Consider the following 15,034-nt stretch of genomic DNA (forward strand, 5'->3'; position numbering starts at 1 on the left):
CTCACTATTAAACATACCATAGAGGTAAAAAGCTGGTTATTGAACTTTTTTAATTTTTTTAAACAAAAAAAATAAACGCCTGATAAAAATCAGACGTTTAACAGTAGTGCATTGATTGCAACGATTACTGTACTTAGGGACATAAGCACTGCCCCCACTGCTGGGCTTAAGATAATTCCAATCGGCGCTAAAATACCAGCTGCCAAAGGAATCGCAATAATATTGTAGCCTGCTCCCCACCACAGGTTTTGGATCATCTTGCTGCGGGTTTTCTTCGCCAATTGAATGAACTTAAGAATATCACCGAGGTTGTCATTGGTTAAAACAACATCGGCTGAGTCAATGGCAATATCTGTTCCCGCACCGATCGCCATCCCAATCGAGGCACGTACTAATGAAGGGGCATCATTGATTCCATCCCCAATCATCATGACTTTCTTGCCCTTTTCGGTGTAGGACTTGATGATTTTTTCTTTGTCATCCGGTAACAGCTCACCGTAAAATTCATCGATTCCCAAATAATTAGCTACCGCTTTGGCTGCCTCTTGATTATCACCTGTCAGCATAACCGGTTGAATGTGCTTAGCCTTCAAATCGGCAATAAAGGTCTTCGCATCTTCCTTAATCGTATCCCCCATTGCAAAGAATGCAACTAGTTGGTCATCTAGCAGCAGGAAGGAAATCGTGTTGCCCTGCTGCTGGTATTGTGTTAATTGCTTTTCATCAATCGCTAAGCCGCGTTTTTCAATTTCCTTTTGATTGGCTAACAGGACTTGTTTACCTTCCACAATACCTTGCACGCCAACTCCGCTGATGGCTTTTACTTCACTGGCTTGATAAGCAGTGATATTTTCCTTTTTCAGGTAATTCATAACACCGATTGCTAAAGGATGATTGGTTTGCGCTTCTAGGGCACCGATATATTTTAAACTTTGTTCCCTAGTAGTATCTGGTTCGACTACTTCTACACCCGTTACCGTAAATTCCCCTTTGGTTAACGTACCTGTTTTATCGAGAAAAATGTAATCCATTTCGTTCGCTTGTTCCAGAGCTTGACGGTTCTTCAACAACAGACCATTACGAGCAGCCAACGATGTGGAGCGCGCAATGACTAAAGGAATCGCTAAACCTAACGCATGAGGACAGGCAATAATAAAGACCGTCACCATCCGATTCAAAGCCTCCGGCAGGTCTGCCACAAATAACCAAGCTACAAAGCTGAGAATCCCCGCTGCTAAAGCGACATAAAAGAGCCATTTAGCCACTTTATCTGATAAGGTTTCCAGCTTAGATTTTTCACTTTGGGCTTGACGAACCATCTTCATCACCTTAGCCAAGTAGCCGTCCTCGCCAGTACCAGTAACTTTAATTTCAACGGTCCCATTGCCGTTAACTGACCCACCAATAACTTTGTCGTTTAAATTTTTACTGACACCCTTCGATTCGCCAGTGACCGCTGATTCATCAACTGTCGTGGAACCTTTAGTAATTATTCCGTCCGTTGGCATTTTATCGCCAGCACGTACCAACAGATGATCGCCATTTTTTACTTCCTTCAGCTTCACTTGTTTTGTGCTGCCATCAGACTGAAGTAGATTGACTTCATCGGGTAAAAGCTCAGCTAATTTTTGCAACGCGCTGCTGGCATTAGATACAGCGTTCATTTCTACCCAGTGTCCTAGCAGCATAATCACTATTAAGGTTGCCAATTCCCAGAAGAAATCCATTACGTGGGCTTCAGGATTGATCATATTAATGATAAAAGAATACAAGCTATAAACATACGCCACTGTAATCCCCATGGTGATCAGCATCATCATAGCTGGACTTTTGGCCTTTAATTCACTTTTTGCTCCTGAAAAGAAGGGCTGCCCTCCATAGAAGAAGAGAATTGTCGCTAAGATCATAACAATCCATTCTGAACCTGGAAAAGTAAACTGAAACGGCAGATTAATTCCCATCATAGGAGACATTAAAATAATCGGGATTGCCAGTACAAGAGAAATCCAGAACTTCTGCTTAAAATTTCCCATGTGCATCGAATGGTCCATCCCTCCCATATCGCCATGATCCATGTGGTCCATCTGTGAATGATCCATATGATTCATTTCCTTCATGGAATGGCTCATTTCGTTGTGATCGTGATGTTCATGGTGCATTTGTTGTTCTTCTGATTCTTGCTCCTGTTTCATGATAATCCCTCCATGGTTAGATTTTTTTCCGGTTCAAACTCAAGGAATTGATTAACACACTAACTGAACTAAAGGCCATCGCTGCTCCAGCAATAATCGGATTTAAAAATCCGAATGCCGCAAATGGAATGCCAATAACGTTGTACAAAAATGCCCAGAATAGATTCTGTTTAATTTTATTCAAGGTTAATTTAGACAGTTGAATGCTTTGATTAATAGAAGACAAATCGCTATTCATCAAGGTCACATCCGCTGTTTCCATGGCAATATCCGTGCCGCTGCCCATCGCAATGCCTATGTCTGCTAAAGCTAAGGCTGGGGCATCATTGATTCCGTCTCCAACCATGCCTACCAGCTCGTTGCCCTGATGAAGCTGCTGAACAACCTCAGCCTTATTTTCTGGCAAAACCTCCGCCACGATTTCCTCTTGGCTGAGTCCTACCTGCTGACCAATAAAGCCAGCTGCCCGTTGGTTGTCACCGGTGACCATTTTGACTTTAATGCCATTATTCTTCAATTCCTGAATTGCTGCTTTTGAGCTTTGCTTAATCTGGTCGCTCACCGCAACTGCGGCTAAGACCTGTTGGCTGTCAGCTAAAAACATGACTGTTTTGCCTTCAGCTTCTAAATCCAGCAGCTTTTCCCATTCTGTTAGAGCTAATCCCCTAGCAGCAATGCCTCGTTTTGAACCGACAAAATACTGTTCATTATTTATTTCACCAACTATTCCCAAACCTGTCAAACTTTCGAACTGAGTGACTGGTAAAAGATTGGTTTGTTCTTTGCCAAAAGCTACAATCGCTTTAGCTAACGGATGCTCTGATTGGTTTTCTAAGCTGGTTAGAATCGCCAAAGCTTCAGGATTGTTGCTTTCAAACTCTGTTACTACCGGCTTACCTTCCGTGATGGTCCCCGTTTTATCTAAAATAATCGTAGTTAAGTGTGCGATCTTTTCCAGCGCACCGCCACCCTTGATCAAAATACCATTTTTGGCACCTAATCCAGTCCCAACCATAATGGCTGTCGGAGTTGCCAAGCCTAAGGCACACGGACAAGCGATGACTAAGACGGAAACACTGTGAACGATGGCTTGCTGCCAATCCCCAGTAATAAGGCCTGTTGCAAGCAACGTGATCAAGGCCACACCTAAGACCGTCGGCACAAATACTTTTGAGATCCGGTCAGCAATTTGCTGAATCGGTGCTTTTTGTCCCTGGGCATCTTCTACCATTCGGATGATCCGAGAAAGCACAGTCATACTACCGACTTGAGTCGCTTTCAGTTGGATCGTGCCTGTGGTATTCATCGTGCCGCCGAAAACTGAATCCTCTATTTTTTTATCCACTGGTAAACTTTCACCGGTTAACATACTTTCATCAATGGTAGTTTGGCCCGAAACAATCAAGCCGTCCACCGGAATTTGTTCTCCAGGACGAACCAATACGATATCATCCACCACTACTTCTTCTACTGGTATAGTAACTTCCTGACCTTCCCTCAAAACAGAAGCGGTTTTTGCTTGCAAAGCCATCAATTGCTTAATGGCTTCACTAGTTTTGGTTTTAGCCTTTTGCTCCAAATATTTCCCTAATAATATCAGGGTTATAATCATTGCACTGCTTTCAAAATAAAGGTCAGAATTGTATGGATTGAAAAATCCGTTATAAATACTCAAGGCATAAGCAGCTGAAGTTCCCATCGCCACCAGAACATCCATATTAGGTGCTTTGGTTTTCAACGCATGGTACGCCCCCTGATAAAAACGCCAGCCAATCCCAAACTGCACGGGTGTCACTAAAATCAGCTGAACCCATGGAAGATGGAAGAAATGCACCCAACCGGCATGACTTCCCAGCAGCATTGCAATCATCGAAATCATTAATGGTGCAGTCAGCACAGCACTTATGATTAAATCCCGCTGCATTTTATTTAAGTAACGAGCTTTTTCTTCAGCAATTTTTTGCTTGTGGGCATCATCAAAAAGAATCGCTCCATAGCCGATATTTTCAACTCGTTGAATGATTTGTTCAGAGGTCAGAGAATCGGCGAACTGAACAGTCGCTTTTTCAGTTGCTAGATTTACTGTCGCTTCAACTACACCCGGGGTTTCTTTTAATTCTTTTTCCACTCGAGCCGAGCAGTTGGCACAGGTCATGCCTGTGATTACATAAGTTTCAACTGTAGCTTCTGACAATTAAACCACCTCAGTATCAAAACCTGCTGCGGTAACTTTTTCCGCGATTTGCTGCGCATTGATTTGGCTTTCGTCAAATTTCACAACACCTTCATTTTTCTTCAAGTTAACCTTCACCTTTTGAATCCCAGGTAATTCGTTAACCGCATTTTCAACTGTTGCTACGCAGTGATTACAGCTCATTCCATTGATTGCAAATTTTTGTTTCATGATGTTTATCCCCTTTTTTTGTTTTTTTATTTTTCGTGTCACATACCATTCCACTAGGTTTTTTTATTAGTGAATAGGTTATGCTTTGCTTAACTTACTTTTTTACTTTAATTACTGCTGGCATGATGCTTACATTCGCATTGACCGGGTATACAGTTGCATTGAATGGTGGCAACTGGTTTTTTGTTGGTTAATTGTTGTTGGATAAAAGCTATGTCTTCCTCGGTCAACTCGGCTTGTTCGATTAATTCACCGATGGTATGACCGATTCGTTTGGCACAGATATGCGAAAAAAGATTTTCGGTTGCACTTTGAACTGTTTCAGCTTCACTGACATTTGGATGGTAAATATATTTCTTACCTTCTTGTTCTGTACGAAGAGCTTCTTTTTTTACTAAACGGCCTAGCAAGGTTTTAATTGTTGCAGGCTTCCACTCCTTGCTTTCACCTAAAACTTCAATAATTTCTTGAGCAGTTGCGTTCTGCAGTGTCCAGACAACTCGCATGATTTCCCATTCGGAATCACTGATCTTCACTGGTTCTAACGTCACAGACATGCTATTCCTCCTTTCCGATTACATTTGTAATTACAAACATAGTTTACATTTGTAATTGGAAAAGGTCAAGTGATATGAATACTAAAAAATAAACTTTTTTGACCGCAAATAAAAAAAGGCAGCTGAGGAATTCGTTTATTCCTCAACCGCCTAAAAGCGTTGCTGCTATTTCCCACTATTCAAACACCGCATAGCATTTAATACTGCTAATACTGTTACGCCGACATCGGCAAAAACCGCAGCTCCCATCGAAGCTAGTCCAAGAGCGCCTAAAATCAAAACAAAAACTTTCACTCCAATAGCAAAGACAATATTCTGCTTCACAATCCGCATGGTTTTGCGAGCGATTTTAATGGCTGTAGGAATTTTGGCAGGCTGATCATCCATGATCACCACATCCGCGGCTTCAATTGCCGCATCACTGCCTAAGCCCCCCATAGCAATTCCTAAATCAGCTCTGGCAAGAACCGGCGCATCATTCATTCCATCACCTACAAAAGCCACCTTCTGATCCAAAAGCTTTTCCAATTGTGAGACCTTATCTGCTGGCAATAGTTCACTATATACTTTATCAATTCCAATCCTGTTGCCGATAGTTTCAGCAATTGTCCGATTATCCCCTGTCAGCATAACCGTTTGCTTAATGCCGGATTGTTTTAATTCAGATATGGTTTCAGCCACATCAGCCTTCAATTCATCAGCAATCAACAAATACCCGATGTACTGTCGATCTATAGCGACATAGATTACCGTACCAATTTCGTTCACCGGCTCAAAGACTACATCAGCCTGTTCCAACAGCTTGGCATTACCAACTAAGTATCGCTGTTTCTCAACCATTGCGTCAATTCCGTAACCAGCCCGTTCTTCTAAAGAAGTAACTGGCAATAGTGGTGCTTGGTTAGCCTTTAAAATTGATTGAGCAATCGGATGACTAGAGTTTTGTTCAACACTAGCGACACCCTGCAGGAATTTTTCCTGATCCATCGATGTTTCGATTTTTTGAATAGCAAATACACCTTTGGTTAAGGTACCTGTTTTATCAAATACCAAGGTTTCAATAGTTGCCAGACGTTCAATATAGTTGCTGCCTTTGATAAGAATTCCAGCCTTGCTAGCTCCGCCAATTCCACCAAAGAAGCTTAGCGGAACCGAAATAACCAAGGCACAGGGACAAGAAATAACTAAGAAAGTCAGCGCTCGATAGACCCACATTTGGAAAGGTTCATTTAAAATCATCGGCGGTACAACTGCCAATAGAACAGCCAATCCAACGACAATTGGTGTATAGTAACGAGCAAAACTGGTAATAAAGTTTTCGGCTGGGGCTTTCTTGCTGCTGGCATTTTCCACTAAGTCCAAAATTTTATTTACAGTAGATTCACCAAAGGTTGTGGTTGTTTTAACGGTTAAGCGGCCACTTTGGTTCACAAAGCCGCTCAAAATTTCTTCCCCGGTGACAACTTTTCTAGGAACAGATTCCCCAGTCAATGCTGATGTATCTACAAACGATTGACCATCAATAATCTCTCCGTCTAATGGTACTCGTTCGCCAGGATTAATCACGATGCTTTCCCCAATTTTGACACGTTCAGGTGCGACTTTTTCTACTTGCCCATCGACTAAACGATTGGCATAATCCGGGCGAATTTCCAGTAACGCACTAATAGATTTTCGGGAACGGTTGACGGCATAATCCTGGAAAAATTCTCCGACTTGATAAAAGAGCATGACACCAACAGCTTCAGGATATTCTCCGATTGCTAAGGCACCAATCGTTGCAACAGACATTAAGAAGTTTTCATCAAAAACTTGCCCCTTTAAGATATTGGTCGCTGCTGTTTTTAAGACATCCCAACCAATCCATAAATAAACGGCCAAGTACGCCACAAACTTCCAAGGCATTGCTGGTTCAAGCAAAACAAGACTCAAGGTAGCAATTAAGGCCACTGCGATTTGAATGATCTTTCCAGTTTGACTTTCCTCTTCCTTAGGGGCAGTCAAATCCTTCAGCTCAACGTCTGGCTCAAACTGATGGACCGCCTTCTCTGCTTCATCACAAATACGCGGCATTTCCTTTTCCGGTGCTTCAATGATCATTTTGGTAGTCATAAAATCAACAGTGGCTCTTTTTACTCCATTTATCCCCTGTACTGCATGTTCGATTTTCGCGGCGCAATGAGCGCAATCCAAACCGTCTAAACGATACGTCTTTTCCATGATTCGTCCCTTCTTCCCAAAACACATGAGTACTTCCTCATAGATAATTATATATGATCACAAATTCATATGTCAATCGAATCAACTAACTTTCTTTTGTGTTAATTAAACTACTTTAAAAAAGCGACCCTATCTCAATAGGATCGCTTCATTTATTTTCGTAAAATCTTTTCCATCTTCTTGCCCTTAGCCAGCTCATCAATCAGCTTGTCTAAATAGCGGATTTCTCTCATTAATGGATCCTCAATTTCTTCTACCCTTACGCCGCAAACGACACCTTTAATCAATTCACGGGATGGATTCATCGCAGGTGCCTCTGCAAAGAAGGTCCTGAAGTCAGCCTTATTTTCCAGCTGAGCTACCAATTCTTCCTGACTATAGCCGGTTAACCAGCGGAAGATTTCATCCACTTCTGATTTGGTACGATTTTTCTTCTCTGCCTTAGTCACATAATGAGGATAGACACTGGCTACACTCATGGTAAAAATACGATGCTCTGCCACACACGCACCTCCATCTCTTTAGTAAAACAGCCGTTCTGCTACACTTCCGCGGCTTTACGTTTGGCTTCTGTTACAAATTGATCCATTTGCTGGTATAAAGCTGCTCGCAAAGTTTGTACATCTTTTTGAACCAATTGTTTTTCTTTAACTAGCTGCTGCCCGTTTACCCATACGTCTGATACATTGCTGGCATTGGCTGAATAAACCAAGGCTGAGTAGGCATCGAAAATGGGAAACATGTTGATAGACTGAGTTTCTACCAAGGTGAGATCGGCTTGTTTTCCGATTTCTAAAGACCCCACTTGATCAAATAACCCTAATGTCTTAGCTCCGCCGGCTGTGGCAAGGTGGACAATTTCCTTGGCCGGAAAAGCGCCACGGTCGGCTAAATGAGTTTTATGGAAATTAGCAAACATGCGCATCTGAGTAAAAAGATCCAGTGTATTGCCGCTGCTCGGTCCATCTGTGCCTAGACCGACTGTTAAATGGTTTTCCAGCATCCCACGAACGGGTGCTACGCCCTTAGCTGATTTGGTGTTGGCACCAATACAATGGGCAATCCGTACGTTGTCTTTATATTTCTTCACTAACGCCATATCTTCCTCAGTCATAAAAATGCAGTGAGCCATAATAAACGTCTGATCAAGATAGCCTAGTTCATGAAGATAAGCGATGGGGGTTTGCTGAAACTTCTTGGCAAACTCCTCCATTTCATAAGTCATTTCCTCCACATGCATCGTAATCGGTACATTGTATTTCCGACTCAAAGCAACAATAGCTGCTAAGGTTTCGGGATCGTTTGTATTAGGAGCATGAGGTGCAATGATGGGTGTAATCATTGCATGATTTTGCCATTTTTGAATGAAGGCCTCACAATAAGCTAATGCTTCTATGGAATCTTTGGCATCACAGGTAGCCATATCGATAATGGTTTCTCCTAATAAAGCGCGAACCTTCATTGCTTCAGCAGCCTGAGCCACTTCATCTTCGAAATAGTACATGTCGCAAAAAGCTGTCACACCACTTAGCAACATTTCGGCCATGGCATATTCCGCTGATGCTCGTACTAATTTCGGTGTCATTACCTGCTCCAAGGGAAAAAGGAAACGTCGCAAGCGATCAGGTACATCATCACCTAAAGAACGAAAGGGAATCATGCCGGCATGCGTATGGGTATTGATCATACCTGGCAATAAAATTCCCTTTTTCCCATCAATTACTTGATCAGCCTGCGGAAGCGGATCCGTCATCGCTCCCAGCTGACTGATGCGGTTTTCTTCTATTAAAAGATAGCCATCCTTGTACTCTGTCCACTCCTCATCCATCGTAAGGATCTGAACATTTTTAATCAGCTGCTTCATTGATTAACACTCCATCTTCAGGAAATACCAGCGGATAGAAGGTTTGATTTTTCGTATCCATCATTCCCTTGTCAGTAACTTTAATCGCTGGTGAAACCGGCAATGATAACGTAGAGAAGGACATAATTTCGTTCATGTTTTCGTAACCTAAGGCTTGCATAGCTGATCGAACCTGCTGCAAATCTTGCCCTAATTCACTTATCGGTGCTTGAGACAGGATTCCGCCAATTGGCAGTGGACAGGTAGCAGTGACTTTCCCAGCCTCCACTACTACATAGCCTCCCTGCATTTCCAAAAGTTTATGTTGAGCTGCTAAAATAGACGCTTGATCATTGCCCATCACCATCAGATTATGATGATCATGTGCCCAAGTGGTTGCAATAGCACCTTTAGATTTAATCGGTTGGTCCATTAATGCATAAGCAATATTTCCATTAATACCATACCGTTCCATTACTAAAAGCAAACTGCAGTCAGCTGCTTCTAAATCAAGAACGCCGTTTGCCACTGGAATTTCCTTAACAATCGGTTGGGTAAAGGTTCCAATTACTTGCTTCTGAATCACGTTGCAGCGAACGATTTCCTTATCCGTTTGAATCTTCAACTGCAGGTCGTCTGGCGTCAACTGACGACAGCGGACACTTCTTTGATACTCTGCCGGGAAGGCTTCAACAACTTCTGGGTGGTGGAAGGCATCTCCCTCTTGATAAACTTGTTGACCGGATTTGTAAACAGCTGCAATCGCAAAATCAGCTAAATCATCCAGCAAAATGAAATCCGCCATTCTGCCTGGCGCAATCATGCCGCGATCGTTTAAGCTCATGCGACGTGCTGGAGTATAAGTGGTCATGTAAATCGCCTGCTCCATTGGCAACCCACTGGCAACTGCCTTTTTCAAATTCTCATTCAGGTGACCCTTTAGCAGATCATCCGCCATTACATCGTCAGTAATAATACAAGCAAAATCATATAATTGGTGCTCATTGATCACTGCCATATTTTCTGGAGTAATCGATTTATTTTGAAACTGAATAAATAATCCGGCTTGAATTTTTTCTAATAAATGCTCAGGAAATTGATGCGTATGATCTGAAGTGATGCCGCTGTATAGAAAATCAGCCAATTCTTGATCGTAAATCTTCGGAATGTGCCCTTCCAAAGGCATAGTTGGCCGTTCCTTTTTACATAAAGCAATAATTTCAGCGATTAAGGAATCCGGTTCATAGGCGATCCCCTTAAAGTTCATAGCTTCCCCTAAACAAATAACCCGCGGATCCTTCAGCAGCTCTTTGACTTCCTGCAAGCCGATAACTCCGCCCGTTGTTTCCAGTTCAGGGGTGGTAGAAGGCACGGAGGACGGAATTGCATGGAAAATATCCAGCTTGGTTTTCGCTGCCATGAAATGCTTCAAGCCTTCTAGGCCAAATACGTTTGCCATTTCATGAGCATCGGCAACCACGGTTGTCACCCCATAACGCATGACAGCTTCCGAGAAAATAGTTGGTGTCGTCATCGAACTTTCAATGTGCATATGGATATCCAGCAAGCCGGGAATCATATACTGATTTTCAGCATCAATGATGACCTCGCTGGATAGCTGATTTAAATCAGCTGAGCTGATGTAATAAAATTTGTCGCCTTTAATAGCAACATTTTGTTTGGTGAATGTCCGCGTGGGCGTTTGAAACACCTGGGCATTTTTAATGATCTTGTCTACATGCATGATTGTTTTCCTCTAATTCTTCATTTTCTTTCCCTCATTTTAGCAAACCAAAGCATCCTTGCCAAAAAGAATTTAGTTTTTCACACAATAAAAGCTAGTTGGAAGTTCATTCTTTCCAGCTAGCTTAACTGATTAGTACTAAGCTTACATCGGCTTCAAATTTTGATTTAAACGCTCCACCATCCAGGCCAAACGTTTTTCCCGACCTGCGTCTGTTTTGGCATCCAAATAAGCTCGGGTGTAGGTTTTTCTCACAGAAGGTGACATATTTTCAAAATTCGTAAAGGCTGGTTCATATGCCTGAAGCAACCCTGCTACCCTTGCAATATCTTCTTCTGTGATTTGCGGTGCTTTAGGCTTATCCCATTGACCATTTTCCTTAGCTTCACTGATTTTAGCTCTGCCTAGGTCGGTCATTATCCCTTGTTCTTCTAGCTTTTCAACCAGCTTTTTATTCTTCTCTGACCATTTACTGTTGGTCCGACGACAAGCAAAGTATTTCTTATAGGAATGATCATCTAGACTTTTCATCTGGCCATCAATCCAACCGAAGCATAACGCTTCCTCTAAGGCGTCATTTGCAGAAAGTGTTTTGGGACCGCCCTTTTTCCCAAAAAGCAGCCAAACACCTTCACTAGTAGTTCCATTTTCTGCTAACCAAGCCCGAAACTCAGCTCGGTCAACAAATGTAAGCAGGTCAGTCATTTTCTTCACCTTTTATTCCTTTCATCGGCTCTCCCCAATCACCTGGAGAAGTTCCATCCCAATTAAAATAAGTTTGTCTGATAGATTGGACAGGTAGAATTCTTTGCATTCGCTGCTCCACTGTCAACGTCTCATCACAGACATAATCATCCACTAGTACATTTCGAATTTTACATAAAAAGACATCGCCGCCATCCAACACAATCGAACGATCTACTTCCAATTCATAAACCCAAGGACTTTTTGCAAGAACTGGCACATCTAGAACTCGACCCTTCTCCACTTCTATAGGGATATTCATTTTGTCATCAGTATAGCCATTGGTATTACCAAAATAATCCGCCATTGGCAGCAGTTCTTCAGTAACCAGACTAGCAGAAAAAATTTTAGTTGTTCGAATCCGATCCTTGGTCAGCTTTTCGTCGCCAATACAGGCCATGACCCCCATCTCTTGATCGAAATAATAGCTGAACCAGCTGAATAAGCCAAAATTGGGCGTCCCATCCTCCTTTGTTGTACCATACACAAACAGAGTTTGGGGACAGAAGTGATTGGAGATGTCGATTGATTTTTTCATAGCTGATGCTCCTTTTCGGTAAGATTGGACAATATTTTTTGCAGGTTTTGCTCAAAAGCTCTAACCTCTGCTTCCGAAAAACCTGCGTAGTACACGTCATTCATTTCCTGAGATATTTTGTTGTAGTCATCGTTTAATTTACGTGCTGTGTCTGTCAGGGAAATACGAATCTTCCGCTTATCTGTTTGATCGGATACTCGCTTAATCAAATTGGCCTGTTCCATTCGTTCCAACATACTGGTTAAGGTTGTTTTCGCTAAACTGGTTTTTCGCGACAGCTCTACAATTGAAATATTGTCCTCCTGCCATAGAACATAAAGAATACGTCCTTGTGCTCCATTGAATTCCTCCACCCCAGCCTTTACCAGCAGCCTTTCAAAGATTCTGCCGCTGATTTGCGTAATCTGAGTCATTAAAAATCCGCCTTGTGTTTCCATAATTAGCTGCTCACCTCTATTTAATTCAATAGTACTATATAGTACTATTTGGTGCAATTCTTTTTTTGTGTGTCCTTTGACAGAAAAAAAACTGGCTCATCCCTTCATGTAGGTGGGATAAGCCAGCTTTTCTTACTTGTTTAATTATTCATGGTACGGTTCCATTGATCGATCCAGTTTGGCAGGTTTTTGTTGATCATTTTGAAATCAACTGCTTCTGCGCGATCAGCAATTGCTCCGTAGGTTTTATTTTCTGCTTCTGCTTCAGTCAATTCAACGTCTTTGTTGGTTGGACCTTCGTTTAACGATAAAGCTTTTGTTTTTTGTGATTCTTCACTGATACGGTGATTTACAAAAGCTAAGGCCAACTCTTTGTTTTCTGTTTCTTTTGGAATGTTTACAGTGTTGTAGTTTGCGTAAGTGCCTGATTCAGGTACTACGTATTCAACATTGTCAGTTGCACCTTTAATAATGTCTACAGCAAAGTCTGCCACCACTGCAACTTCAATCTCACCTGACTGGAACATATTTGCCAAGTCAGAAGATTTAGAGTAAGTTTTTACTACGTTTGGTTTCAGTTCTTCCATTGCTTTGAAGGCTGCTTCGCCATCGTCAGAAGCAATGTCTTTACCTGCATGGTCGCTTGCTACGTAAAGCATTAATGGACCTGCAGTTACAGTAATATCTGGAACAGAGATTTTGCCTTTTAAATCAGCACTCCAAAGATCATCCCAGCTAGTAATTTCTTTTCCTACTTTTTCCTTGTCATAGACGATACCAATACTGTTTACGGCAATTGGTACACCAGCTCCGCTTTCATATACTTCTTTCGCACCATCTGTTAAGTTTGCTAAATTAGGTACATCTTTTTCAGTAATATTTAGGAACATATCATCCTGGTTTCCTTCAGTTGAATTGTTTTGAGCCAATTCAATGACATCCACACCTGATTTTGGATTATTTTTCAGCTTGGTAAAACGGTCAGCACTGTTGCCGACTTCTAATGTAACCTTTGCATCATTTTCCTTTGAGAATGGATCCATAATGTCTTTTTTGACGATGTCTTCGCTCAATCCAAAAGTAGAAACTACCAATGTTTTGCTGCCGGCACTTGAGCTGTTGTCATCTGAACTTCCTGTACTGCCGCCGTTGTTTGCCGCACTGTTGCCGCATGCTGCTAGGGCAATACTTGTTAATGCCACCATACCTACTAAAAATTTCTTTTTCATCCTTTTAGCTCCTTTTATTTTTCTAAAATGACTAATTTTTCAGCAGGGAAGCTCAGCGCAATGCTGTCCCCTGTTTGAAACACTTGTTGGTCACTGCCGTTCACCAGCAGCTTGCCTAATGATGATTCCACTTCATACTGATGGCTCTTACCTAGGAAGGTTCGAACGCTGACCTTGCCTTTGATTGGACCATCTGCCGTAATTTCGATATCTTCTGGACGAATCGTCGCTACTGCTGTTTCCATCGTTCCTTGTGACAGCTTGCTGGAAATAATCGTCCCATCTGCTGTTGTGTAGGTCCCATCAGTATTCTTTGTTACTTCAAAAAAGTTTTCAAATCCGATAAAATGAGCCACAAACTGTGTCTTAGGCAACCGATAAATGTTTTCCGGCGTATCGTATTGTTCAATTACGCCCCCGTTCATGATTGCCACCTTATCAGAAATTGAAAAGCACTCCTCTTGATCATGCGTTACAAAGACTGTCGTAATCCCTAATTGACGTTGAATTCGCTTAATTTCGATCCGCATTGCTACCCGCAGTTTTGCATCTAGATTACTTAATGGCTCATCCAATAGTAATAGCTTCGGCTCGATAATCAGAGCCCGTGCCAAAGCCACCCGTTGACGTTGGCCACCAGACAGCTGCTTAGGATACCGATCGCCTAGATTTTCCAAGCCACAGATTTTTAACATGTCTGCAACTTTTTGATCCATAACTTCTTTTTTCTCTTTGCGCAATTTTAGTCCGAAGGCTACATTTTCTGCGATGGTTAAATGGGGAAACAACGCATAGCTTTGGAATACCATGCCGAAGTTCCGTTTATGAACTGGAACCTTAGTTAAATTATCATTATCTAAAATAAAATCACCATCGTTCGGTTGAATCAAGCCGGCAATTACCCGCAAAGTGGTTGTTTTCCCACACCCACTTGGTCCCAGCAAAGAAACCAGTTCACCCTTTTCCATGGAAATATTTAAATCCTTTAGAATATCTTGCTTGCCGTCATAGCTGACACGAATGTCGCTTAATTCTACAAATGACACGATAGTTTCGCTCCTTGTTTATTCTTAGTTTGTTAAGGGAAGTAATTTTTCTCTGGAAAAATTACTCTGATTTTCGTACG

The 15,034-nt window shown here is 42.0% G+C and carries 13 protein-coding genes; all 13 read right to left on the minus strand.

Features of this window, described 5'->3' with window-relative positions; translation table 11 throughout:
- Positions 1 to 89: 89 nt before the first annotated feature.
- Positions 90 to 2,192: a heavy metal translocating P-type ATPase gene (locus tag I588_RS07635; RefSeq protein ID WP_010755625.1), complete on the minus strand. Its 2,103-nt coding sequence runs from the start codon at positions 2,190 to 2,192 to the stop codon at positions 90 to 92.
- 16 nt (positions 2,193 to 2,208) lie between these two features.
- Positions 2,209 to 4,347 (minus strand): heavy metal translocating P-type ATPase, encoded by a 2,139-nt coding sequence (locus I588_RS07640; protein WP_139244015.1) that lies wholly within the window; start codon positions 4,345 to 4,347, stop codon positions 2,209 to 2,211.
- A gap of 39 nt (positions 4,348 to 4,386) precedes the next feature.
- Positions 4,387 to 4,596: a copper chaperone CopZ gene (copZ, locus tag I588_RS27860; protein ID WP_010755623.1), complete on the minus strand. Its 210-nt coding sequence runs from the start codon at positions 4,594 to 4,596 to the stop codon at positions 4,387 to 4,389.
- 107 nt (positions 4,597 to 4,703) lie between these two features.
- Positions 4,704 to 5,153, minus strand: a complete 450-nt coding sequence (locus I588_RS07650; protein ID WP_010755622.1) for a CopY/TcrY family copper transport repressor — start codon at positions 5,151 to 5,153, stop codon at positions 4,704 to 4,706.
- A 165-nt stretch (positions 5,154 to 5,318) separates the two neighbouring features.
- Positions 5,319 to 7,373 (minus strand): heavy metal translocating P-type ATPase, encoded by a 2,055-nt coding sequence (locus I588_RS07655; RefSeq protein WP_034692379.1) that lies wholly within the window; start codon positions 7,371 to 7,373, stop codon positions 5,319 to 5,321.
- Positions 7,374 to 7,525: 152 nt separating this feature from the next.
- Positions 7,526 to 7,876, minus strand: a complete 351-nt coding sequence (locus I588_RS07660; RefSeq protein ID WP_010755620.1) for a DUF2200 domain-containing protein — start codon at positions 7,874 to 7,876, stop codon at positions 7,526 to 7,528.
- Positions 7,877 to 7,914: 38 nt separating this feature from the next.
- Positions 7,915 to 9,237: an amidohydrolase gene (locus tag I588_RS07665; protein WP_010755619.1), complete on the minus strand. Its 1,323-nt coding sequence runs from the start codon at positions 9,235 to 9,237 to the stop codon at positions 7,915 to 7,917.
- A complete protein-coding gene (locus I588_RS07670; RefSeq protein WP_010755618.1) occupies positions 9,221 to 10,960 on the minus strand; it encodes an adenine deaminase C-terminal domain-containing protein in 1,740 nt (579 codons plus the stop codon). The genes I588_RS07665 and I588_RS07670 overlap by 17 nt, the downstream gene beginning before the upstream one ends.
- A 144-nt stretch (positions 10,961 to 11,104) precedes the next feature.
- Positions 11,105 to 11,665 carry a YdeI/OmpD-associated family protein gene (locus I588_RS07675; RefSeq protein WP_010755617.1) on the minus strand — a complete coding sequence of 187 codons (561 nt, stop codon included), beginning with the start codon at positions 11,663 to 11,665 and terminating at the stop codon, positions 11,105 to 11,107.
- Positions 11,658 to 12,242: a flavin reductase family protein gene (locus tag I588_RS07680; protein WP_010755616.1), complete on the minus strand. Its 585-nt coding sequence runs from the start codon at positions 12,240 to 12,242 to the stop codon at positions 11,658 to 11,660. The genes I588_RS07675 and I588_RS07680 overlap by 8 nt, the downstream gene beginning before the upstream one ends.
- Positions 12,239 to 12,655 carry a MarR family transcriptional regulator gene (locus tag I588_RS07685; protein ID WP_248628225.1) on the minus strand — a complete coding sequence of 139 codons (417 nt, stop codon included), beginning with the start codon at positions 12,653 to 12,655 and terminating at the stop codon, positions 12,239 to 12,241. The genes I588_RS07680 and I588_RS07685 overlap by 4 nt, the downstream gene beginning before the upstream one ends.
- Positions 12,656 to 12,819: 164 nt before the next feature.
- Positions 12,820 to 13,908 carry an ABC transporter substrate-binding protein gene (locus I588_RS07690; RefSeq protein ID WP_010755614.1) on the minus strand — a complete coding sequence of 363 codons (1,089 nt, stop codon included), beginning with the start codon at positions 13,906 to 13,908 and terminating at the stop codon, positions 12,820 to 12,822.
- Positions 13,909 to 13,922: 14 nt separating this feature from the next.
- On the minus strand, positions 13,923 to 14,954 hold the full coding sequence (locus I588_RS07695) for an ABC transporter ATP-binding protein (RefSeq protein ID WP_010755613.1): 1,032 nt from the start codon (positions 14,952 to 14,954) through the stop codon (positions 13,923 to 13,925).
- Between the last annotated feature and the right edge of the window lie 80 nt (positions 14,955 to 15,034).

Origin of the sequence: Enterococcus pallens ATCC BAA-351 (genome assembly GCF_000407485.1) — a bacterium.
In the GTDB taxonomy this organism is placed as follows: Bacteria; Bacillota; Bacilli; order Lactobacillales; family Enterococcaceae; genus Enterococcus_A; species Enterococcus_A pallens.